Origin of the sequence: Halomonas sp. NO4 (assembly GCF_010994375.1) — a bacterium.
Lineage (GTDB): Bacteria > Pseudomonadota > Gammaproteobacteria > Pseudomonadales > Halomonadaceae > Halomonas.
The window spans coordinates 784-23,181 of the sequence record NZ_WHMA01000040.1 but is presented as its reverse complement, the minus strand read 5'-3'; the positions used below and the strand labels follow the sequence as shown (position 1 = coordinate 23,181).

Annotated in this window: 21 protein-coding genes and 1 pseudogene; 12 read left to right on the top strand and 10 right to left on the bottom strand. The window is 63.8% G+C overall.

Annotation, left to right across the window (positions count from 1 at the left end):
* Window positions 1-74 precede the first annotated feature (74 nt).
* Together FEF15_RS17130 and FEF15_RS17125 are read right to left on the bottom strand one after the other, a co-directional pair.
* Window positions 75-413, bottom strand: coding sequence for a hypothetical protein (locus FEF15_RS17130; RefSeq protein WP_163560377.1), 339 nt, complete (start codon window positions 411-413; stop codon window positions 75-77).
* Window positions 414-562: 149 nt separating this feature from the next.
* A complete protein-coding gene (locus FEF15_RS17125; RefSeq protein WP_163560376.1) occupies window positions 563-1,468 on the bottom strand; it encodes a cation transporter in 906 nt (301 codons plus the stop codon).
* A gap of 195 nt (window positions 1,469-1,663) precedes the next feature.
* Here FEF15_RS17125 and FEF15_RS17120 point away from each other — a divergent pair, with 195 nt between their 5' ends.
* A complete protein-coding gene (locus tag FEF15_RS17120) occupies window positions 1,664-3,370 on the top strand; it encodes a methyl-accepting chemotaxis protein (protein ID WP_163560375.1) in 1,707 nt (568 codons plus the stop codon).
* A 143-nt stretch (window positions 3,371-3,513) separates the two neighbouring features.
* On the opposite strand, the gene otnC is transcribed toward FEF15_RS17120, so the two are convergent.
* The 6 genes from otnC to FEF15_RS17090 all read right to left on the bottom strand — a co-directional run bounded on the left by otnC (window position 3,514) and on the right by FEF15_RS17090 (window position 10,047).
* Window positions 3,514-4,161 (bottom strand): 3-oxo-tetronate 4-phosphate decarboxylase, encoded by a 648-nt coding sequence (gene otnC / locus FEF15_RS17115; protein ID WP_163560374.1) that lies wholly within the window; start codon window positions 4,159-4,161, stop codon window positions 3,514-3,516.
* Window positions 4,158-5,453 (bottom strand): 3-oxo-tetronate kinase, encoded by a 1,296-nt coding sequence (otnK, locus tag FEF15_RS17110; protein WP_163560373.1) that lies wholly within the window; start codon window positions 5,451-5,453, stop codon window positions 4,158-4,160. The genes otnC and otnK overlap by 4 nt, the downstream gene beginning before the upstream one ends.
* Window positions 5,454-5,474: 21 nt before the next feature.
* The gene (locus FEF15_RS17105; RefSeq protein WP_163560372.1) at window positions 5,475-6,965 is read right to left on the bottom strand and encodes a tripartite tricarboxylate transporter permease; all 1,491 of its coding nucleotides are present in this window, start codon (window positions 6,963-6,965) and stop codon (window positions 5,475-5,477) included.
* A gap of 15 nt (window positions 6,966-6,980) precedes the next feature.
* Complete coding sequence (locus FEF15_RS17100; protein ID WP_163560371.1) at window positions 6,981-7,460, bottom strand: tripartite tricarboxylate transporter TctB family protein; 480 nt, start codon at window positions 7,458-7,460, stop codon at window positions 6,981-6,983.
* Window positions 7,461-7,589: 129 nt separating this feature from the next.
* Window positions 7,590-8,558 (bottom strand): tripartite tricarboxylate transporter substrate binding protein, encoded by a 969-nt coding sequence (locus FEF15_RS17095; protein WP_163560370.1) that lies wholly within the window; start codon window positions 8,556-8,558, stop codon window positions 7,590-7,592.
* 55 nt (window positions 8,559-8,613) lie between these two features.
* Window positions 8,614-10,047, bottom strand: coding sequence for a flagellar biosynthesis protein FlgA (locus FEF15_RS17090; RefSeq protein WP_163560369.1), 1,434 nt, complete (start codon window positions 10,045-10,047; stop codon window positions 8,614-8,616).
* Window positions 10,048-10,286: 239 nt separating this feature from the next.
* Here FEF15_RS17090 and FEF15_RS17085 point away from each other — a divergent pair, with 239 nt between their 5' ends.
* The 9 genes from FEF15_RS17085 to FEF15_RS17045 all read left to right on the top strand — a co-directional run bounded on the left by FEF15_RS17085 (window position 10,287) and on the right by FEF15_RS17045 (window position 18,733).
* Window positions 10,287-11,045 carry a GntR family transcriptional regulator gene (locus FEF15_RS17085; RefSeq protein ID WP_240454222.1) on the top strand — a complete coding sequence of 253 codons (759 nt, stop codon included), beginning with the start codon at window positions 10,287-10,289 and terminating at the stop codon, window positions 11,043-11,045.
* A gap of 89 nt (window positions 11,046-11,134) precedes the next feature.
* Window positions 11,135-12,706 (top strand): glutamate synthase-related protein, encoded by a 1,572-nt coding sequence (locus FEF15_RS17080; RefSeq protein WP_163560368.1) that lies wholly within the window; start codon window positions 11,135-11,137, stop codon window positions 12,704-12,706.
* 87 nt (window positions 12,707-12,793) lie between these two features.
* On the top strand, window positions 12,794-13,729 hold the full coding sequence (locus tag FEF15_RS19505; protein ID WP_163560367.1) for a peptidoglycan-binding protein: 936 nt from the start codon (window positions 12,794-12,796) through the stop codon (window positions 13,727-13,729).
* A gap of 182 nt (window positions 13,730-13,911) precedes the next feature.
* A complete protein-coding gene (locus FEF15_RS17070) occupies window positions 13,912-16,119 on the top strand; it encodes an OsmC domain/YcaO domain-containing protein (RefSeq protein WP_163560366.1) in 2,208 nt (735 codons plus the stop codon).
* 335 nt (window positions 16,120-16,454) lie between these two features.
* Window positions 16,455-16,814, top strand: a complete 360-nt coding sequence (locus FEF15_RS17065; RefSeq protein WP_163560365.1) for a VOC family protein — start codon at window positions 16,455-16,457, stop codon at window positions 16,812-16,814.
* 146 nt (window positions 16,815-16,960) lie between these two features.
* Window positions 16,961-17,086, top strand: a complete 126-nt coding sequence (locus FEF15_RS17060; RefSeq protein ID WP_163560364.1) for a hypothetical protein — start codon at window positions 16,961-16,963, stop codon at window positions 17,084-17,086.
* 32 nt (window positions 17,087-17,118) lie between these two features.
* The gene (locus FEF15_RS17055) at window positions 17,119-17,802 is read left to right on the top strand and encodes a DNA-3-methyladenine glycosylase I (protein ID WP_163560363.1); all 684 of its coding nucleotides are present in this window, start codon (window positions 17,119-17,121) and stop codon (window positions 17,800-17,802) included.
* A 171-nt stretch (window positions 17,803-17,973) separates the two neighbouring features.
* The gene (locus FEF15_RS17050; protein ID WP_205598565.1) at window positions 17,974-18,480 is read left to right on the top strand and encodes a hypothetical protein; all 507 of its coding nucleotides are present in this window, start codon (window positions 17,974-17,976) and stop codon (window positions 18,478-18,480) included.
* A 16-nt stretch (window positions 18,481-18,496) separates the two neighbouring features.
* The gene (locus FEF15_RS17045; RefSeq protein ID WP_163560362.1) at window positions 18,497-18,733 is read left to right on the top strand and encodes a diguanylate cyclase; all 237 of its coding nucleotides are present in this window, start codon (window positions 18,497-18,499) and stop codon (window positions 18,731-18,733) included.
* A 74-nt stretch (window positions 18,734-18,807) separates the two neighbouring features.
* Here FEF15_RS17045 and fabF read toward each other — a convergent pair whose 3' ends face one another.
* Complete coding sequence (fabF, locus tag FEF15_RS17040) at window positions 18,808-20,073, bottom strand: beta-ketoacyl-ACP synthase II (protein WP_163560361.1); 1,266 nt, start codon at window positions 20,071-20,073, stop codon at window positions 18,808-18,810.
* An 88-nt stretch (window positions 20,074-20,161) separates the two neighbouring features.
* Here fabF and FEF15_RS17035 point away from each other — a divergent pair, with 88 nt between their 5' ends.
* Window positions 20,162-20,806 carry a TetR/AcrR family transcriptional regulator gene (locus tag FEF15_RS17035; protein ID WP_163560360.1) on the top strand — a complete coding sequence of 215 codons (645 nt, stop codon included), beginning with the start codon at window positions 20,162-20,164 and terminating at the stop codon, window positions 20,804-20,806.
* 201 nt (window positions 20,807-21,007) lie between these two features.
* Here FEF15_RS17035 and FEF15_RS17030 read toward each other — a convergent pair whose 3' ends face one another.
* Window positions 21,008-21,973, bottom strand: a complete 966-nt coding sequence (locus FEF15_RS17030; RefSeq protein WP_163560359.1) for an integron integrase — start codon at window positions 21,971-21,973, stop codon at window positions 21,008-21,010.
* Window positions 21,974-22,092: 119 nt separating this feature from the next.
* On the opposite strand from FEF15_RS17030, the pseudogene FEF15_RS17025 reads away from it, so the two are divergent.
* A pseudogene (locus FEF15_RS17025) lies at window positions 22,093-22,398 on the top strand (IS1595 family transposase); the annotation flags it as partial.

Genomic DNA, 22,398 nt, shown 5'->3' with positions numbered 1-22,398 from the left:
ACCGTATGCCCGGTGGTGTGGGAGGGCGCCGGGGGCAACCCCGGCCCCTACCCGATGGGTCGGGAGCGCACTACCTAGGCGGCTCCCGACGCCTCTCCAAAGTGCTCCCAGGCATGGTGATACAGAACACCGGCATAGCCGTTGCGCTGCATGATCTTGAGGATCTTGGCGGGGTCGCCGTCATCGAGAGCCTTGTGCAGTTTCGCCCGCTGCTCGTCATCGAGAGCCTCGTACCAGTGGTAGGGCTCGCCCTTGGCATTGCCCTCCTCGGCCTTGCGCATCAGGTCGATTTCGATGCGTCCGCCATATCGATACAGGATGTCGTAGCCTTCCTGCAGGCGGGTCGCCGGTACGTCGTACGGCTTTTCGAGGCCTTCCAGCACGTTGTAGTAGTAATAGCTCAGCGGTTGCATGTGGCTCCTCCAGCGGTATGCCGTTGCTCATCCGTCCTTACTCGCTCTCCTGTCTCCCATCCTGCCTGAGGCATGGCGACCCGCTCAATGGAAAACTGCCTCACTCTCGAGATGGTGAGATGAACCGAATGAGCGTGAGGCCGCACGACTCAGGCCCAGCGCTCATCGGCCGTGAAAGCCACCGTGAACCAGCGTCGTTCCGGCGGTGGGGTCAGACCGGCAGCGATCTGTTCGCGGATCTCGTCCATCACCGCGACGCCTTCACCGGCGGCGAAGTCAGGCGTGGTGACGATGTGTATCTCGATGAAGTGGCCGCGCCCGCTCTTGGCCACATGGCTGTAGTACTCGAGCAGTCCCTCGCGCGCCATCACTGGGATCATGGCGGCGTGGACCTCGCGGTCCAGTTCGTTCGGCGCGATCAGGAATATCTCGCGCAGGGCGCGGCGCACGATACCGATGGGCACCGGCAGGAAGCCGAGGGTCAGCAGCACAAGCAACGCGGAGTCGACGTAGGGCGTGAGGTGCCCCCAGGCGGTGCGCTCGAGGACGAGCGCGATCACGAACGCCGCCAGCAGCGCCGTGGTGATCAGCGCCGCCATCAGCCAGCCCTGCATGTCGATGCGCACGAACTCCGAGCGGGCGTGGCGGTTGATCCGCCGCTGGTAGACCACCATGGCGTAGCAGACGCAGGCCACCACCACGGCGTAGGCAATGGCCAGGTCGAAGGCGAGCTCGCGTCCGCCCTCCATCAGGTTGAGCACCGCGTTGAGGAAGGCGTAGAAGCACAGCAGCAGCAGGATGCTGCCGTTCAACCCCGCCACCAGCGGCTCTAGATGCCAGTAGCCGTGCTGGAAACGCGCGCTCGCCTCGCGCACGGCCAGTCGTGCTACCAGCAGTGCCAGGCCCGACATGGCGGCGTCGATGGTCGAGAAGACGCCGTCGAACAGGATCGACTGCGAGCCGGCGAGTAGGCCGAAGGTGACCCCGAGGCTGGAGACCGCCAGGGTGACGACGATGGAGCGCTTCAGGGCGCGCTGTTCGAGGGTGGCAGACATGGCATCTTCCCTGGTGGCCGAAGCCTCCCAGTCTAGCCGAGTCGCCTGCGGCGTGGGAAAACGCTTCCGAGCGCCGCCAAGTGCTCCCGTTACGTTTGTAGATCAACGCCTTGCCGCTCAACTTTGTGCTCAGCGTGCCGATGACCGTCAGGTAGATCCACTTCTGACGCCACACCAAGGCATAGGGGCACTCTCATGAAGCAGCTATCCATCAAATGGAGCCTGACGGCCGCACTCGCCACTCTGGTGCTGATCATCGGCCTGATCAGCGGTCTGGCCTTCTACGCCAACGCCACCAGCCAGGACGCGGTACACGAGTTGGCCGAGACCAACGTCCAGCTCGTCAACCTGGCCAACCGCACCCAGGTCAATGTGCTACGCGCCCAAACCCTGCTCGACCGCTACGCGAGCCACAGCACCCAGGGCAATGCCGAAAAGGGGCGCGAGAACCAGGCCATGGCGAAGGCGGCCCTGGCGGCGGCCAAGGAGCGCTTCGACGCCTTCCGTCAGGTACCCGTGGCACCGGACGACCCGCGGGCACCCTATGTCACGGCGATCAGCGACGCCTACGAGGATTACGTGAGCAACGGTCTCGAACCGCTGATGGACGAGACGCCGTTCCAGGTGATGCGCAACCAGGAGAACCTAGCCATGCTGGGCGCGGCGCTGGATGTCGCCATGGAGGAGTTCATTGCCTATGCGGAACAGCGCGGCGATGCGGTGATTGCCGAGGTGAGCAGTGTCGGCCGCCTGGTGGTCATCATCGCCGCTTCCCTGCTCGTGGTGGCCCTGATTGCCGCGCTGGTGCTGCGCCTAGGGATGATGCGCATTGTCGTGACGCCGCTGAGACAGGCCATTGGCCACTTCGAGCGCATCGCCGATGGCGACCTGACGGCGAATATCGAGGATCGCGGCCGCAACGAGATCGGTCAGCTCTTCCGCGCGCTCGACCGCATGCAGGAGAAGCTCAGGACGCTGGTGGTCTCGCTGCGCAGCAGCAGCGACAGCGTGTTCACCGGCGCCGGCGAGATCGCCTCGGGCAGTCAGGATCTCTCCTCGCGCACCGAGCAGCAGGCATCTGCCCTGCAGCAGACCGCCTCCAGCATGGAGCAGATGGCCGGCACCGTCAGCCGCAACACCGAGACGGCCCAGGAAGCCGACCGACTCGCCACCTCCGCCTCGCAGACGGCCGAGTCCGGTGGACAGGAAGTGGAGCGTACCGTGAAGCTGATGCGCGAGATCGCCGACAGCGCCAACCGCGTCACCGACATCATCGGCGTAATCGATTCCATCGCCTTTCAGACCAACATCCTGGCACTCAACGCCTCGGTGGAGGCGGCGCGCGCCGGCGAGCACGGCCGCGGCTTCGCCGTGGTGGCCGAGGAGGTGCGCAAGCTGGCCAGCCGCAGCGCCGACTCCGCCAAGGAGATCCGCACCCTGATCGAGGCGACCACCACCCGGGTCGCCAGCGGTGCCGAACAGGCCGAGCGCAGCGGGGCGACCATCGGCGAGACCGTCGAATCGATCCGCCAGGTCAGCGCCCTGATGGGCGAGATTTCCACCGCCACCCGCGAGCAAAATGGCGGCATCGAGCAGATCAACAGCGCCCTCACCGAAATGGACTCGGTGACCCAACAGAACGCCGCCCTGGTCCAGCAGACCAGCGCCGCCGCTTCCTCGCTGGAAGAGCAAGCCAAGCGCCTCGCCGGACTGATCGCCACCTTCCGTGTCGACGGCCGGGCCGCCGCCACGCCCCCGCCGGCTGCCCAACTGGCGCACACGAGCCACGAGCGCCCGGCCGAGTCCGAGCAGCAGGCCGCGCCGCCGAGGGAGGTCGACCCGAAGCCCCGGCCGCGCAACAAGCAACCTGCAGAGGATGTCGAGGAGTGGGCAGAGTTCTGAACGCGGATGCAGAAACAGGCGCTCAGTCACCGCACCGGCAGCGCCGGTGAGGCGCAGCCGGTGCGAGACGAGTCAGAGTTTGGAGAGCGGTGGGGACTTCACGGCCTGTTACTGTCTCATCGGAGCAGGGCCCCGACGGGCCTTCAGTCCCGGGGGAAGCGTGCCTCGAGTTCGGCGACCTGCTCGGGAGTCAGGCCCCGCGGGTTCTTTCCCTGCAGCAGCAGGAACAGCTTGGCGGTCTCCTCCAGTTCCTCGGTGGCGTAGACCGCGGCCTCGAGGCTCTTGCCGGCCACCACCGGGCCGTGGTTGGCCAACAACACCGCGCTGTGTGCCCCGGCCAGGCCGCGCACGGCATCGCCCAAGGCGGGATCGCCGGGCACGTGGTAGGGCACCAGCGGCAGCCGGCCCACGCGCATCACGTAGTAGGCGGTGAGCGGCGGGATGCAGTCGCAGGGATCGATGCCTGGCAGGCAGGACACCGCCACCGAGTGGGTGGAGTGCAGGTGGACGATGGCGCCGGACTGGGGGCGCTCCTGGTACATCGCCGTGTGCAGGAAGTGCTCCTTGGTGGGCTTGTCGCCGTCGAGTAGCCGGCCGTTCGCATCCAGACGCGAGATACGCGCTGGGTCGAGGCGCCCCAGGCAGGCATTGGTGGGCGTCATCAGCCAGCCGCCGTCATCGAGCCGCACGCTGATGTTGCCGCTGGAACCCATGGTCAGGCCACGGTCGAACAGCGATTGGCCCAGCGTGGCGATCTGGTCGCGAAGTGCATTGATAGATTGATCGCTCATGGCAGCACCTCAAAGGCGCGGGTAAAGAAGTCCGGGCCCCCGAAATTGCCCGACTTGAGGGCCAGGGACAGTGGCGCTTCCCGGCCTGGCAGCGGCGCCTGGGTCCAGGGCACGCCGGGGTCGATCTGATCGCCGATTCGCAGCTGTCGGATGCCCAGCGCCGAGACCACGGCGCCGGAGCTCTCGCCTCCGGCTACCACCAGGCGCCCTACGCCCTCATCGACGAGAGTCCGTGCCAGTTCTCCCAGGGCGTGCTCCACCAGTTCGCCGGCACGTTCGACACCCAAGGCCGCCTGGGCGGCCTGGACCCGCTCGGGGTCGGCGGAGGCGTAGACCAGCACCGGGCCGCTGTCGGCGAGGGCCTCGCGGGCGAAAGCCAGGGCCTGTGCCAGGTGGCGCTCATCTTCGGCCAGTTTCAGCGGATCCAGGGCAAAGCCCCGGGGGGAGTCGGGAGAGTGCCGCTCGAGGAAGTGGGCCACTTGGCCTAGGGTGGCCCGCGAGCAGCTCCCCGAGAGCACCAGGGCGCTGCCGGCGGCCGGAGCGAGGCGCCCCGGTTCGGCCACCTCGGCCAGCCAGCCACGGCGGCGGTACTGCGCGGGCAGTGCCTGGCCCAGCCCCGACCCTCCGGTAACCAGCGGGTAATTGACGACTGCCTCTGCCAACACCTCGAGGTCACCCTCATCCAGGGTGTCGCAGATCACGTGGCGAACACCCTCGGCGGCCAGCGTCTCGAGATGTGCGCGGGTGGCCTCGGTGCCGCGGGCCAGCACCGGCCGCGCGGCCAGGCCCACCGGGTGCCGCGTTTGGCGGCCCAGTACCCGAACCAGGTCGGCATCGGTCATGGGGGTGAGCGGATGGTGCTGCATGCCGCTGTCATTAAGTAGGCGGTCGCCGACGAAAAGATGGCCCTGGTAGACGGTCCGGCCGTTGACCGGGAAGGCCGGCACCATCACCGTCTGGTCCGCCCCCAGCCGCTCCAGCAAGGCATCCGCCACCGGGCCGATGTTGCCGTCCGCGGTGGAGTCGAAGGTCGAGCAGTACTTGAAGAAGACCTGTCGGGTCCCCCGATCTTGCAGCCACTCCAGCGCCGCCAGGGAGTCGGCCATTGCCTGCTTTACCGGGGTGGAACGAGATTTCAGGGCCACCACCACGGCATCGACGTCGTCGAGTGACAAGTGGGCATCCGGCACGCCGATGGTTTGCACGCATCGCATGCCGGCGCGCACCAAGTTGTTGGCGAGATCCGTGGCCCCGGTGAAGTCGTCGGCGATGGCACCCAGCACTAGTGTCATGGAAGTCTCCGCTTGTCAGGGTTAGGAGGCTGCTGTGTTCATGCGCGCGCGCTTGCGCAGGGGCATCACGATGGCGGCTATCAGCAGCAGGCATGAGATGACAATCAGGGTGGCACTGAGAGGGCGCGTGAAGAAGATCGTCAGATCGCCCTGAGACATGGCCAGTGAACGACGCAGCTCGCTCTCAGCAATGGGGCCGAGGACCAGGCCGAGAATGATCGAAACCAGCGGGAACCGGAGCTTCTCGAGCAGGAAGCCGAGCACGCCGAAGCCCAGCATCAACCACACATCGAACATCGAATTGCGTACCGAGTAGGTGCCCACGATGCAACTCATGATGATGATGGGACCCAGGGCTGAGTAGGGGACGTTGAGCAGCCGGGTGAACAGTGCAATGAAGGGTTTCGAGAAGATCAGGATCATGAAATTGACGATGAACAGGCCGGCGAATACCGCATAGATCAGATCGCTGCTAGTCATCATGAACATCGGACCCGGTTGCAGACCGTGCATGATGAAGGCACCGAGGATGATGGCCGTAGTACCGCTCCCAGGGATGCCGAGAGCAAACAGGGGGACCAGTGCCCCCATGGCGGCCGCGTTGTTGGCGGCTTCCGGAGCGGCGATGCCTTCCGGTGCTCCCTTGCCGAATCCTTCGGGGGGCCTGGACCAGCGCACTGCTTCGCTGTAGCTGACCATGGCAGCGGTGCTCGCGCCGATACCGGGCAGGATGCCGATGATCACCCCGAGCAGGGATGAGCGCGACAACGTGATACCGAGGCGGCGCAGGAGAGGCATGTCGAAAATCTTGATTCTGACTTTCTTGATCGGCTGATGAACTTCCTGTGTCACGCTGCGCTTCATGACTTCGGAGACGGCGAACAGGCCCACGATGACCGGTATCAGACCGACGCCCTCGGCGAGGTGAAGGCTGCCGAAGGTGTAGCGGCTGGTGCCGGTGAGCGGGTCGATGCCGACGGTGGCGATCAACAGGCCCAGGGCGGCTCCGATGAGGCCGAAGATCAGCCGACCTCCCAGCGATGCCACCACGGTCAGCCCGAGAATCGCGAGGGCAAAGTACTCGGGAGAGGAGAACTTGAGGGCCACCGAGGCGAGCAGGGGGGTAAAGACAATCAGCGCAATGGTGCCCACCAGACCGCCGATAGCCGAGCTGAGTACACCGATACCCAGTGCCTTGCCGGCCTGGCCTTGCTGGGTCATCGGATAGCCGTCGAAGGAGGTCATCACCGCTTCTGGCGTACCGGGAGCACGGTAGAGGATAGCGGTGATCAGGCCAGAGAACACCGTCGAACCGTAGATGGCGGTAAGCAGCATGAAGGCGGCGGTCGGATCCATGCCGTAGGTCACTGGCAGCAGGATTACCACTAGAATGACCCCGCTGATGCCAGGCAGGGCGCCGCCGAGAAAGCCGATAAAGACGGCCGAGGTCAAAGTCAGCAAGTTCAGGGGTTGGAAGACCACTACCAACCCGCTCAGGAAACTCTCAAACATCGTCAATCCCCTAGATCAAGGCAGTGGAATTCCCAACAGGAACGAGAAGACGCCCTGGATCAGCACGATCGCGACGGTCACGGTGGCGAGGATAGGGCCCCAGTGACGCGCGCCCAGTAGCCAGGTACAGAACAGCGTGAACACGATGGTGGCTGGTAGAAAGCCAATCGCTTGCATCAGCAGGGTGTAGGCCAGGGTGCCGGCCATAAGCCACCAGTGGCGGTTTGCCTCCAGGGAGAAGCGGCGCGCTGCCGGCACTTCCGCCTCGGCGTCTCGCGAGGCTTCCTGGTTGCTGCCGCGTCGGGCACTGCGCCACGTCGTCAGCAGCAAGAAGCTGCCCAGCCCCAGCAGGATGATAAGCAGGGTCAGCGGCCAGAGCCGCGGGCCAATGAACGTCGAGACCTCTTCGGCACTGGGGAGTTGCAGCGTAGGAACGAGTCCCACCAGCGCGAGGAGCAGGATGGCAATGGCGAATAGCGTAACCTTGGCTTGCATGTTCGGGCCCGGAGAGAGACGTGCTACCTGCGGGATGATGGCGGTGGCACGAATGAAGAAAGGCCGGATCGTGCCTGGTCCAGCGGGCCAGGCACGATCCACTCGCTCATGCTCATGATGAGCTGGGTCTTAGCTGTCCTCGAGGAGGCGCTTGTATTGTTCGTAGTTCTCCTGCAGCTTCTGGCCGTAGGCTTCGCTGCCCATCCAGCCTTCGCGATAATGCAGGTTCACCCGCTCCTCGTACTCCTGATATGCATCGGAGTCATAGACTTCCTTGAAGGCAGACTCGAGCTTGCCCACGATCTCAGCGGGCGTCTCGGCGTTGACGAACACGCCGCGCTCGTTGCCATCGGTGAGGTTCCAGCCGTTCTCCACAGTGGTGGGAATGTCAGGGAAGTTACCCAGCCGCTCCTCGGCGAATACCAGAATCGGCATCATATCGCCCGATTCCATGTAGCTCAGGATCGAGCTGATCTCGCCGAACATGCCGTCGATATTGCCGCCCATCACGTTGGCCGAAACACTGCCCTCTTCATCGTAGGGAATGAAGTTGATATCGAGCCCGGAGGCGTCGCGGAAGGCCAGGAACGCCATGCGGTCAGGACTGGCCGCGTGGGTGCCGCCGATGATGATATCGCCAGGGTTCTCCTCAGCGTGTGCCATGAAGGCTTCGAAGTCGGGATACTTGTCAGGGTCGACGATCAGGGTCATGACGTCCGACTGCATCCGTGCCACTGGCGTCAGCTCGTCGAGACCAGTGGGGTTCTGACCCGCAGCCAGTGATGTCACCAGAGTCGAAGAAGCGAAGTCGAGAGTATGGCCATCCGGTTCGCTGTTGGCTGTGCGCTGGTGGGCCAGAGCACCGGACGCCGACGGCAGATTGATCACGGTGGACTGAACGCCCAGCACTTCCTCCAGCATCGGCTTGACGGTACGCGTGAAGTTGTCGGTCCCCCCGCCTGCGCCGGCAGCCACCAGGAATTGCAGGGGCTTGGAGGGAAAGTCGGCGGCGGCATCGCTGGCAACCGCTGCGGTGGTGCTGCACATCAGGGCCAGACCGAGGGAGCTGGCGACGACGAGAGAGCGCTTGTTGAACATGACATGCTCCTGTGATGGTTGTTATGACGGTGTTCGTGGATGAATGGGTTGACGGTCACAAAATGGACGAGGGGGAGGTCTCCTTCTGTTGGGTGGATGAAGGCGGGTCTGGGAAGAACAAAGTGTCTTGCGCCTGGCGCAGCCGGTGCAGGTGCGAATCCGGCAGAGCGACATCCGCTAGGGTGATTGGTTGATGCGCCGCTACGGGACGGACAATTTCGGCGTCGGGAAGCAGGTAGAAGGGCACTGGGGATTCTCCCGACAACGCAGAGGCGGGATGGACTTCCGGTCGCAGCCCCTCGATGTGGCGATGATGGCCTTTCATCTCGAGACGCTGCCCGGGCGTGAAGGCCTGCGTGGTACGGGCAATCAAGTCGACATGCGGCGCGGTGGCGGGACCGCCCCCGGAAGGCAAGCCTTTCTGCACAGCATCCAGTAGCGAGATCGGAGCTTCCAGACCCAGCAGGTGGCGAGGGAGGTATACCATGGCGGCCTTGCCGCTGCGGCTGAGCACATGCCCTTTGCCGCGCAGCAGTTCCCAGGCCTCAGGGTCTTCGCAGCGGACGATGACGAATACCCCTCCTGCGAAGCTGACTTCATCGGGCCGGCGCAGACAGTTGAAGACTTCCAGTCGGCCGGTGCCCTGAAGGACACCCCCGAACTCCTGCAGATCGAGCAGGCTCGGAACTTCATCGGTCCGAAGCACCATGGCATGGAACTCGGGGAGGTCGGGTACCAGGCCGGTGGCATTGGCCACATTGGTCATCTCACAGAGGTCCGGGACGGATATCTGCGGGATGGCTGACAGCACTTTGCTGCGTGCCTGGACAGTGGCTCGCTCCTCGCCGTTGGGCAGCGTCCACAGCGGGGCTAGCTCGTGGGCCGAATAACGATTGCCATTGCACCAAATGGCACCGTCTGCCTCGTCCCAGATGAAGTCATATTCGCTGCTCTTGCCGGCAGCGACGATCTCGAAGCCGAGTGTCTGCGCCCAGGTTACTAGCCCGATCAGCAGACTGGGTTGGTCGCCGTCGAGCGGGGTGAAGAGCCGGTCATGCCGCTCGGCCAGCCGTGTCAGATAAGGACCGACTACCGATTCGGTCTCCTTGGTAGCGATGCCTACGTGTTTGCCAGCGAGGATAGCGGCTTCAGCATGATAGGCCCCGACATTTGGTATGCCGGTCGATTCGACCAGGATGTCGAATGGCAGGTGCTTGACCGACTCCAGGCTGCCAGCAGCGACGTAGTGACCGGATTGCCACGCACTCTGCGCCTGCTCCGGGGAGTGGCATACCATAATTTGCGAATCCGGCACGCCCGACAGGCGCAGTGCCTGGGCTGCCGTATCGGGACTCACATCGATCGCAATGCGCGCCGACAGGGCCGGCATCTGCTGTGCCTGGCGTAGGATACCGCGCCCGAAATCCCCGGCCCCGGCGACGCAGGTTTCTACAACTCGTTCAGAATCAAAGTATTGCAAATAGTTCATGTGCGCAATGTGTCCCCGGTACTGAGTCGGGCGTCACTCATGGCAGCCCTTAATGGTGACCCGGGTAGTGGGTCAGTGATCATCTGTAAGCAATGTAGTGGTATGCCATTTTTGGGGTCAATGTCATCCCTTTGAGACTTTGGTAGCAGGCTGAGACATATGTTGCATAGGTTGTTGGAAATTAACATTTAATTAAATGGTTCGAAGCTTGGGGTGATGTTTGAAAGGCGAGATGTGGTATGCCATTCTTCCAGAATACAGAGGGACTCAGTGCAATGAATCAAATGCAAGCCGCGGAACAGACGAGCCCTGCCGGTCTCGTCGAGAAGGTCGCCAACTATCTGCGCGAGCACATCGTGATGGATCACTTCCAGCCAGGTCAGCGACTCCCCGAGCGCACCCTGGCCCAGGAACTGAAGGTATCGCGCACCCCCATGCGCGAGGCCCTCAAGATCCTGGCTACCGAGGGGCTGGTGGTGCTTTCGCCGCATCGTGGGGCCGTGGTGGCGGATGTCAGTCCGGCGGACATGAAGGAAAAGGCCTACGTGCTGAGCGTGCTGGAGCAAGGGGCTGCGGAACTGGCCTGCGAGAACGCAACGGATGACGACATCGCTGAACTGCAAGCGTTGCACTATGAGATGAAAGCCGCTTTTCTGCGTCGCGACCGGCAGAATTACTTCCGGCTCAATCAGGAGATCCATAACCGCATCGTCTCGCTATCGGGCAATGCCTCGCTGATCGAAATCCATGCCAACCTGAGCCGTCAGCTGTATCGGGTGCGTTATCTCTCCAATCAGAAGAACGACAAGTGGTCCGTTGCCATGGCGGAGCACGAGGCCATCATGGCCGCACTGGAAGCGCGTGACGCCGAGCGTATCGGCCAGGAGCTGCGCAACCACCTGGGCAAGACCTGGATCAAGTACGCCAGTGATGGCGACGCAGCGACTTCTCAGGATGAGGATGGTGGCAGGACAACCCTCGAGGATGAATCGTCCTGATGCCCTGACCTGGGCGAAACTGGCAAGGCCGTCGGCCCTCTTCCAGACTGTCGACGACACCGTCGATTTTCCCGACAGAGGAGCCAGCCATGAGCCAGCCGGTCATCGCCGACAACAAACCGCAGAAGGTACAGCTCGAGAAGGGCAAGGAGTACGCCTGGTGTGTCTGCGGTCGTTCCAACGATCAACCCTTCTGCGACGGCTCTCACAAGGGGACCGGTTTCAGCCCCAAGGTCTTCACCGCCGAGAAGGACGAGGACGCTGTCCTGTGCCAGTGCAAGCAGACCGGCGATGCCCCCTACTGCGACGGTACCCACAAGCACTTCGACAAGGCCCAGGTGGGCCAGGAGGCCCCGGAGCCTGAGAACGCTGAGAGTGCCGAGAGCGGTGAAGGGCCGGAGAAGGCCCCCAAGGCCAAGAATACCGAGGAAGAGCCCACGGTGGAGTTCATCCACCAATTGGCCCGGGAAGGCTTGGAGGGCGTGGGGCACCACGGGCCCGTCGCAGCCATGGGCGTGCCGCGCCATACCCTGCCGCACTGGGACGACCTGCAGCTGATGGTGGCGCAGCTCGCCACCCAGCCGCTGCTCGACGACGCTGAGGTGGCGACCCGGCTGGTGGTCGGCCCCGAGGCCAAGAAGCCGCTGACGCTCGAGATGCCGCTGCTGGTCTCCGACATGAGCTTCGGGGCGCTTTCCGAGGAGGCCAAGGTCGCCATGGCCCGCGGGGCCGAGCTCGCCGGCACCGGCATCTGCTCCGGCGAGGGCGGCATGCTGCCCGAGGAGCAGCAGGCAAACTCCCGCTACTTCTATGAGCTGGCCAGCGCCCAGTTCGGCTACGACGAGGCGCTGCTCGACAAGGTCCAGGCCTTCCACTTCAAGGGTGGGCAGGGTGCCAAGACCGGCACCGGCGGCTTCCTGCCGGGCAACAAGAACGTCGGCAAGATCGCCCAGGTGCGCGGCCTGACCGAGGGCGAACCGGCCCAGTCTCCGGCCACCTTCGAGAACCTGCACGGCGTGGCGGACTTCCGGCGCTTCGCCGACCGGGTGCGCGAGGTCACCGGCGGCATACCCGTCGGCTTCAAGCTCAGCGCCAATCACATCGAGCGCGACATCCAGTTCGCCCTGGATGCCGGCGCCGACTACCTCATCCTCGACGGCCGAGGTGGTGCCACCGGGGCGGCGCCGACGATGTTCCGCGATCACATCAGCGTGCCGACCATCCCGGCGCTGGCTCGCGCGCGGCGCTACCTCGATGCCCAGGGAGCCAGCGGGCGCGTCACCCTGATCGTCACCGGCGGCCTGCGCCTGCCCATCGACTTCGTCAAGGCCATGGCCCTGGGCGCCGATGGCGTGGCGCTCGCCAACAGCGCCATGCAGTCCATCGGCTGCGTGTCGGCGCGCATCTGCAATACCAACAACTGCCCGGCGGGCATCGCCACCCAGCGGGAGGACCTGCGCCAGCGGCTGGATGTCGACAAGTCCTCCCGACAGCTCGAGCAGTTTCTGCGCGCTTCGGTGGAATTGATGCAGATGATGGCCCGTGCCTGCGGCCACGACAGCCTGGCGGGCTTCAACCCCGACGACCTGGCCACCTGGAACCGCGAGATGGCGCTGCTCAGCGGCGTGTGCTATTCCGGAGTGACGGCCCCGACGCCCTGAGACGCGCCGCCGGGGCACGTCAGCGAGACAGGGCGAGCCATGAAGTGCGGGAGGGCGTGCCTGGTAGACAAGAACAGGAAGGTGCCCATGATCACCCCACGGCAGAAGGCCGCCGCCCAGGCCATCGTCAACGTCTTCGAGACCGGCCGGGCCCGCGGGGAGTACGGCAAGGTCACGCTGCTGGCCGGCGATTCCGGCCACCTGACCTATGGTCGCGCCCAGACGACCCTGGCCAGCGGCAATCTTCACCTGCTGATCCGCAACTACTGCGATGCCGACGACGCGGCCCATGCCGCGGAGTTGCGCCCCTATCTGGGGCGCCTCGAGGCCTGCGACCTCGCCCTCGACGGGGACACCGACTTGCACCGGCTGCTGGAATCCGCCGGCAGCGATCCGGTGATGCAGGAGACCCAGGATGCGTTCTTCGACCGCGTCTATTGGGCGCCTGCGGCACGCTCCGCCGAGGCCGTCGGTGCGCACTCGGCACTGGGGCATGCCATCGTCTATGACAGCCACATTCACGGCTCCTGGGGCTTCATGCGCCGACGCACGGAAGCGGAGCAAGGCAGTCCGGATGCCCTCGGCGAACACGCCTGGCTGCAGGCCTATCTGCAGGTCCGCCGCGACTGGCTCGCCGGCCACGCCAACCGCCTGCTGCGGCGGACCGTCTACCGCATGGACAGCCTCCAGGCGCTGTGCGACGCAGATAGCTGGGATCTCGCCCTGCCGTTCAGGGTACGCGGGGTGCACATCGATGAAAGCGTGCTGACGACGACGGAGCCGGTACGCGCCTCGGCGGAGGAGGCCACCTGGCGGGTGCTCGCGCTGCGTCGCCCGTTTCTGCGTGGCGAGGCGGTACGCCGGGTTCAGGAGGCGCTCGCCAACGCCGGTCTCGAGCTGACCGTGGATGGCATCTTCGGCCCCGCCACGGAGCAGGCCGTGATCGCCTTTCAGGCCCGGGAGGGGCTGACGGTGGACGGCATCGTTGGGCCGGCCACCCGCGCCGCCCTGGAGGTGGAGTGACCGCACCCGGGGCGCCATAGGCCCATCGTGCCGGGGCAGCATCAGCACGCCGGTGGCGCATCCTCGGCGTGCCCTAAGCCCGGGCGGATTTTTTGCTCACCGCCCAAGACGGAGGGCGGCAAAAGCTGGATAATGGTGGGTTTTCCGCCTCGTGCTGCCCACGCCAAACCCTCCGGTGTCCCATGGAAATCAAGGTCAACTATCTCGACAACCTCCGCCTGGAGGCCAAGTTCGACGACTTCACCGTCATCTCCGACCAGCCCATCCGCTACAAGGGCGACGGCTCGGCCCCCGGCCCGTTCGACTACTTCCTGGCTTCTTCCGCGATGTGCGCGGCGTACTTCGTCAAGGTGTACTGCAACGCGCGGGACATCCCCACCGAGAACATCCGCCTGTCGCAGAACAACATCGTCGACCCGGAAAACCGCTACCAGCAGATCTTCAAGATCCAGGTCGAGCTGCCGGCGGACCTCTCCGACAAGGACCGCCAGGGCATCCTGCGCGCCATCGACCGCTGCACCGTCAAGAAGGTGGTGCAGACCGGTCCCGAGTTTCAGGTCGAGGCGGTGGAGAACATCGACGAGGACGCCCAGGCGCTGCTGATGGGCAAGGCGCTGGGCGAGGGGAGTGGCGAGAAGGGCACCTGGATCGAGGGCAAGGACCTGCCGCTGGAGCAGACCATCGCCAACATGACGGGCATCCTCGCCGATCTCGGCATGAAGATCGAGATCGCCTCGTGGCGCAACATCGTGCCGCACGTGTGGTCGCTGCACATTCGCGACGCCGCCTCGCCGATGTGCTTCACCAACGGCAAGGGCGCCACCAAGGAGAGCGCGCTGTGCTCGGCGCTGGGCGAGTTCATCGAGCGCCTGAACTGCAACTTCTTCTACAACGACCAGTTCTTCGGCGAGGCGATCGCGGGCAGCGCCTTCGTCCACTACCCCAACGAGGAGTGGTTCCAGCCTGGGCCGAACGACGCGCTGCCGGCGGGCATCCTGGACGACCACTGCCGGGCGATCTATGACCCGGAGGGCGAGCTGCGCGGCTCGCACCTGATCGACACCAACTCCGGGAAGGTCGAGCGCGGCATCGTCTCGCTGCCCTTCGTGCGCCACTCAGACGGCGAGACGGTGTACTTCCCCTCCAACCTGATCGAGAACCTCTACCTCAGCAACGGCATGAGCGCCGGCAACACCCTGCACGAGGCGCAGGTGCAATGCCTCTCGGAGATCTTCGAGCGGGCGGTGAAGAAGCAGATCATCGAGGAGGAGCTCGCCCTGCCGGACGTGCCCCGGGAGGTACTCGAGAAGTACCCCGACATCCTCGAGGGAATCGAGGCGCTGGAGGCGCAGGGCTTCCCCGTGCTGGTCAAGGATGCCTCTCTCGGCGGGCAGTTCCCGGTCATGTGCGTGACCCTGATGAACCCGCGCACCGGCGGCGTGTTCGCCTCGTTCGGCGCGCACCCCAGCTTCGAGGTGGCGCTCGAGCGCAGCCTCACCGAGCTGCTGCAGGGGCGCAGCTTCGAGGGCCTCAACGACCTACCGCCGCCCACCTTCAATTCGCTCGCCGTCTCCGAGCCCAATAACTTCGTCGAGCACTTCATCGACTCGTCGGGGGTGATCTCCTGGCGCTTCTTCAGCGCCAAGGCGGACGTCGAATTCTGCGAGTGGGACTTCTCCGGCACCAACCGCGAAGAGGCGGCCAGCCTGTTCGGCATCCTCGCCGACATGGGCCTGGAGGCCTACATGGCGGTGTACGAGGAACTGGGCGCGCCGGTGTGCCGCATCCTGGTGCCGGGCTACTCCGAGGTGTATCCCGTGGAGGACCTGGTGTGGGACAACACCAACATGGCGCTGCTGTTCCGCGAGGACATCCTGAACATTCATTCCCTGGATGATCAGCAGCTCACCGACCTGCTCGAGCGCCTGGAGGAGAGCCAGCTCGACGAGCAGATGGATATCATCACCCTGATCGGCATCGAGTTCGACGAGAACACCGTCTGGGGCCAGCTCACCATTCTCGAGCTGAAGCTGCTGCTCAACCTGGCGCTCGGCCAGCACGAGGAAGCGCTGGAGCGGGTCGAGATGTTCCTGCAGTTCCACGACAACACCGTCGAGCGCGAGCTCTTCTACCGCGCGGCGCAGGCGGTGCTGGAGATCGCCCTGGACGACGAGCTGGAGCTGGAGGATTACCTCTACAACTTGCGGCGCATGTACGGCAACGAGACCATGGACGCCGTGGTCGGCTCGGTGACTGGCGAGGTGCGCTTCCACGGCCTGACCCCGACGAGCATGAATCTGGAAGGCCTGGAGAGGCACCAGCGCCTGATCGATAGCTACCAGAAACTGCACGCCGCCCGCGCCGCCAGGGCCGGCATCGCCACCTCGTAAGCCTCCCTTCCTGCGCCCTCTCCGTCATCGCCCATTCCAGCGGCGGTCACGACGGGGAGGGCGTTTCCGTGCTCCCCGCCCTCTCCGACTAACCGCCGTTTTGCATCCATCGGCCCTCTTGCATACTCTGACCCTCTCTGTCTGGAAAGTCGGCACGTAGGCAGCGATCTATGCAGGCCAGGCACGGCGACGTCTACTACATTGTGGCTTCGCCTCCATTCCGTAGCCGCGCATGCTGGCTGGCGTTAGGCGCCTTCACACGTATCCGGCAGAATGAGAGTCTTCTTTGTCACTGCTGGCATCGGTCACACAGAGCCCGGCTCGGAGGAGAACAAATGAACCTGCAGAAGATCTACACCGCATTGCTCACCGCAGATCTTGCTGCGGCCGAGGGCTGGTATACGAAACTGCTCGGTCGCGGACCGGATCACCGGCCGATGGGCACGTTAGTGCAGTGGGAGCTCTTCGACCAGGGCGGGTTGATGCTTTCAAGTAGCGACGAGATCGCCGGCAAAGGCGTAATGTTTCTTTACGTCGACGATCTAGCAGCCGAGCGCCGCCGGCTGCAGGGCCTGGGGATCGCGCTCGGGGACGACATTCCGGGCGACTATTCGACGCTGGCGCAGTTGCGCGATCCCGACGGCAACCTCATCACGCTGGCGACGCCGCCCGCGAGGCCCTTCCCGCCAGCATGACCGACCGGAATAGCGAAATCCACGGTATGGCGTCTAACAAATCGTTGGAGAGGGACTTTTGCTACGAAGGCTGCGCCTGCTTCGCAAAAGCCCCTCAACTCAGGCGTTAGTGCTCATTCATCGGTACAGATCCAGGAGCGCGTTATATGCGATTCCACGGCCTTACCCCGACGAGCATGAAACGGGAAGGCCTGGAGAGTCATCAGGGCCTGATCGAGAACTACCAGAAACTGCACGCCGCCCGTGCCGCCGGGGCATGGAACGCTCGGTAGGTACTGATTCCATTTCTCCCATTGAGAAAAGCATGACACTTGACTACCGCTGGCTTTACGACACCGTACGCAAGCGTTTTGAATCTGACGAGGCCATGGAAGCCTTCCTGCCCAAAGCGCTGACTCCTGACGAGTTGAAGCAGAAGGGGGATGATCGCTACCTTTCGGCCATGAGCCAGCGGGTATTTCAGGCCGGCATGCAACATTCGGTGGTCGATGCCAAGTGGCCTGCCTTCGAAGACGCCTTCTGGGGCTTTGAACCCGAGAAAATGGTGTTGCTCAGTCCAGAGCAAATCGAAGGCTATATGAAGAATGACCGAATCATTCGTCACCGCACCAAGCTGCAGACCATCCCGAAAAACGCCCAGTTCATTCTGGATATTCGCCAGGAGCAGGGCAGCAGTTTCGGCGAGTTCATCGCCAACTGGCCGAGTGCCGATATTATCGGCTTGTGGCGTTTACTGGCCAAACATGGCGCTCGCTTAGGCGGACGCTCGGGTGCCGGATTTTTACGTTTGGTCGGAAAGGATACGTTTTTATTGACCAGCGATGTGGTCGCACGCCTGGTGGCCGCAGGCATTATTGACCGGGCCCCCAAGAGTCAGCGAGACATGCAGGTCGTACAGGGCGCTTTCAATGAGTTGCAGCAGAAATCGGGAAGGCCATTATGTCATCTATCGGCCATGCTGTCGCTGAGTATCAATCCAAGATTTTAACGCATGCTGGCAGTATGCCATACGCCATTGAAACGAATGAAGGAGCGTATCCAGTAGCAGTCTTCTCGGTTCGCGAGCTGTAGCGTTTTACCCGCATGGTAGCCTTCACCCGATCCATCAACTTCGGTGGTTTGCTGTGCGTGACCTGCGCGTGCGCTGGAGGAAGCCGGGTTGCCCTATCGCGTCGAGAGCGGTGCGATCCTGCTGCATCTGGGCGAGCGCAGCGAGATGCTGATGCCTGCCGATCCGCGCGCCCGCAGTGAAGTCATCGAATGGCTGTTCGCGGCGCTCAACTCCGTGGAGATGTCGAGCCTGCCCTGGTCCTTGTTCCAGTTCACGGGCGATACCGAAGACATGCCAGGCAGGCAGATGCTGGACAAGCTCCTGTCGTCCCGGCTTCACCATATGGAGTCGGTTCTGGCCGAACGTGAATGGCTGGCCGGAGCCTTCTCCATCGCCGACATCGCCATGGCGGACGTGCTGCGCCTCGTCGGCCGCTTCGATGGTATGGCGGAGCATTCCGCCTGCCGGGATTACGTCTCTCGCGCCATCGACGACTGGGTTGAGCGCATGCGTCCGGAAGACCGTGATCGGGTCGTCGGCTTCTGCGTCGCGCAGTCGAAGTCGGGTGTCGATCACGAGGCGGATTACCGCGCGCTGAAGGCGCTTCGGTGGTGAGGAGTTCGCGCTCGTCTTGCCGGAAGCCGACCTTAAAGCCGCTCGGCAGGTGGCAAAGCGCTGCAGAACGTCCATCCGCGATGCGGCCATCCCCCATGAAACGTCGGAAGTATCGAACTCCCTCACCGTCAGCATGGGCGTGGCCACCGCATTTGCTGCGGACGGCGGCGGCCCGTTCAGCCTGATCGAGAAGGCGGACCGGCATCTCTATCGTGCCAAGCAGAACGGGCGGGATCGTATCGTCGCGGAGTGACGATGGGTGCCAACGAGCGGAGGAGATCGCCCGGGCGCATCGCTGCCGATGCGCTCGGAGAGCCTTCGAGCTACTTACACCTTACTGACGATCAGTGCCGCATTCACCCCGCCGAATCCGAAGCCGTTGCACAGCACGTGTTGGCTGCGGTGCTCGCGTGCCGAGCCCGAGACGAAATCCAGGTCGCTCAGATCCTCGTCGGCGTTTTCGAGATTCAGGGTCGGGGGCAGGCGGTCGTGCATGGCCGAAAGGGCGGAGAAGATGCTCTCCACGCCGCCGGCCGCTCCGAGCAGATGGCCGGTGGCCGATTTGGTCGCGGAGATCGGAATGCCGGGCAGGGCGTCGCCGAAGGCGTTGCGCAGGGACGCGATCTCGGCCCGGTCGCCGACCGGTGTCGAGGTGGCGTGAGCGTTGATGTGATCGATGGCCTCGGGAGAGAGCCCCGCCATCTTCAGCGCCGATCGAATGGCCGCCGCGGCTCCCGCGCCGTCTTCAGGGCCGGCGGTGATGTGGTGCGCATCCGAGCTGGTGCCATAGCCGCTGAGAATGGCCAGCGGCGTTGCCCCGCGTGCCTCGGCGTGGGCCAGGGTTTCGATCACCAGCAGCCCCGCGCCTTCTCCCATCACGAAACCGTTGCGTGCCTGATCGAACGGGCGCGACGCCTTGGCGGGTTCGTCCTGCTCGGTGGAGAGCGCCTTCATGGCGTTGAAGCTGGCCAGCGAGAGCGGGTCGATGCAGGCCTCGGCGCCGCCCACCAGGGCTACCTCGGCCTCGCCGCTGCGGATCAGGCGCATTCCATCGCCAATGGCCTGCACGCCAGCCGCACAGGCCGTTACCGGGCAGCCCAGCGGCCCCCGGAAGCCATAGCGAATCGATACATTGCCCGCCGCCAGGTTGGCCAGGAAGGCCGGCACGGTGAAAGGGGAGAGCCGGCGGTGGCCACGCGTCGACAGGGTGTTCTGCGCCTGGGTGATGGTGGGGAAGCCACCGATGCCGGAACCCACGATGGTGGCGGTGGCCTCTCGCTCCGCATCGCTCGAAGGGAACCAGTTGGCCTGGGTCAGCGCCTCTTCGGCCGCGGCCATGGCGTAGAGACTGAACAGCTCCAGCTTGCGACGCTCCTTGGCGTCGAGCACACGGTCCGGATCGAGGCCGGCTTCCGGGTCGTCGGCGATACCGGGTACCGCCCCCGCCACCTTGATCGGCAGCTCGCCGGTATCGAAGCGGGTGATGGCGGAAATGCCGGAGCGGCCGGCAATCAGGCGTTCCCAGCCGGCATGAACGCCGCAACCAAGCGGGCTGATCATGCCCATGCCGGTGATGACGAGCGGTGATTGCATGGTGATTTCCTGAACGGCTTGGGTTGTGCCACGCTAGCAGCCGGCTTGATATGATCAAGATAATATTCAGCGTGGGAGCGAGATCGCCATGCCCTACTCGACGAACCACAAGGCCAAATCGCGGGAGCGCATCCTCAAGTCGGCCATCGAGCTGTTCAGCCGCAAGGGCTTCGAGAAGGTCTCCATCGGCCAGATCATGAAGCTGGCCAAGATGACCCACGGCGCCTTCTATGCGCACTTCTCCTCGAAGGAAGCCCTCTACCATGCCTCGGTGCGGGAAACCCTGGAAAGCAGTCGCGCGGCCCGGCTGGTCAAGGGGCCGCTCTCGGTGAAGCACCTGACCGAACTGGTTTCCAACTGCTGGAACCTCCAGGAGCTGGAACGCAAGCACAAACCAGGGCCGGAGACGGTTCTGTTCAACGAGATCGGTAATGAGAACGCCGAAATCCGTACGCTGTTCGAAGCCTCCTACCTGCGCATGAAAAAGATGCTCGAAACCCGGCTCATCGCCCTGAGCCGCCTGAAGAAACTCCCCTTCGAACCCGACCGCGAAGTCATCGCCGACAAAGCCCGTATCATTCTCGCCTCCCTGGTAGGCGCCGTGGCCATTGCCAAGAGCCTGCCCGGCGAGCAGGAGCGGCAGCGCATTCTCGATGCCGCCCAGCGCAACATCCTGCAGATGCTCGGCGTCGATGAGAGCGAGCTGGACGGCATGCTGGGCGAAGCCAGCTAACAACAACCCCGCGTGATTCCTGAGCCTCCCTCATGCTTTCGTTGGCGTTGCCCTCGGCGTAACAGCTGGTTACGGTACGGCAAAGGCCGCTGAAGATGGCTAGAGTGACCAAGACGTACGCAGGGACTACCGCATGGATGGCAACGGGTCATCGCAGCATGCCCAGGTAGGGGCGGCAGCGTGCCCGGATACCCCCGAGCCTCAACCCAGCGGGCTGCGTACGCCGGCAAAACCTTTGCCCAGCACGTGGGTGTAGATTTGCGTCGTTTCGACACTCTTGTGTCCCAACAGCTCCTGTACCGTTCTGATATCCGTACCCTGACTCAACAGCTGAGTGGCGAAACTGTGGCGCAACGTGTGACAGGAGCCGGGGCGCGGTAACGATGCCGCTCTCATTGCCTGCTTCACGGCCTTCTGCACCGCTGATGGGTGGATATGGTGAAGAACCACCTTCCCGGTCTCATCGAAGCAGGGGTGGCTAGCCGGAAACAGCCACTGCCAGGCCAGAGATATCCCTGCGTTGGGATATTTACGATCCAGTGCATGGGGAAGCGTCACTGGCACGCTGTCATGATTCAGGCGATGTTCAAGTTGCTGTTTGGCAATGGTAATTCGATGCTGCAAGGAAGGTATGCAGGTAGCTGGGAGTAGGGTGGTTCTGTCTTTGTCCCCTTTGCCGGCTCTTATCGTCTGTACCTGGCGGTCGAAGTCGATATCGCGTACACGCAGTCGGCAGGTTTCGAGTACCCGCAATCCCGAGCCATACATCAAGGTGGCCATCAAATGCACGGGGCCCGAGAGTTGATTCAGCACGCGTATCACCTCTTCGTGGGACAGCACCACCGGCAGACGGCGCGGTTGCCTGGCGTGCGCGAAATCGCCAATATCTCCGAGAGGCTGATCGAGCACATGGCGATAGAGGAACACGATGGCATTCAGTGCCTGGTTCTGCGTGGCCGCTGCCACATGGCGCTGTATCGCAAGGTGCTCCAAGAAAGCTCTGACCTCGGGGCCACCCATGCTGGCGGGATGACGCACGCCATTGAAACGAATGAAGTAGCGTATCCAGTAGCAGTAGGTTTTCACGGTGCGAGGGCTGTAGCGTTTCACCCTCATGGTGGCCTTCACGCGATCCATGAGCTTTGGATTTCGGCTGTGCGCGTCCATGCGTTGCTCCTTCCGTTCCTAGATGCTGGCTGTATATGGCTATGTTGGTATCTGCTGTTGGCGTGTTCCAAAAGTACTGTATAGACTACTGTATATCCAGTTTGCCTCTGGTGCACACCATGAAACAAGCAGACCTCGAAGCCCTCGAGCGGACACTGGCTAGCCTTCCTGTCGATCTCAAGAAATACCTCGCAGATCAGCTTATTGGGCAAATCAGATCCCAAGCGGAGAGCCTGCTCGACACCGAGAGCCCCCACCTTCTATGCCCGCACTGTGGCGGTGAACGCTCTGTCAAGTGGGGGCGCAGCGGTGGCCTGCAGCGGTATCGGTGTCGGAATCCCGCGTGTCACAAGACGTTCAACGCCCTCACCGGCACGCCCCTGGCCAAACTGCAGCACCGCGACAAATGGTTCGACTACTTGCGC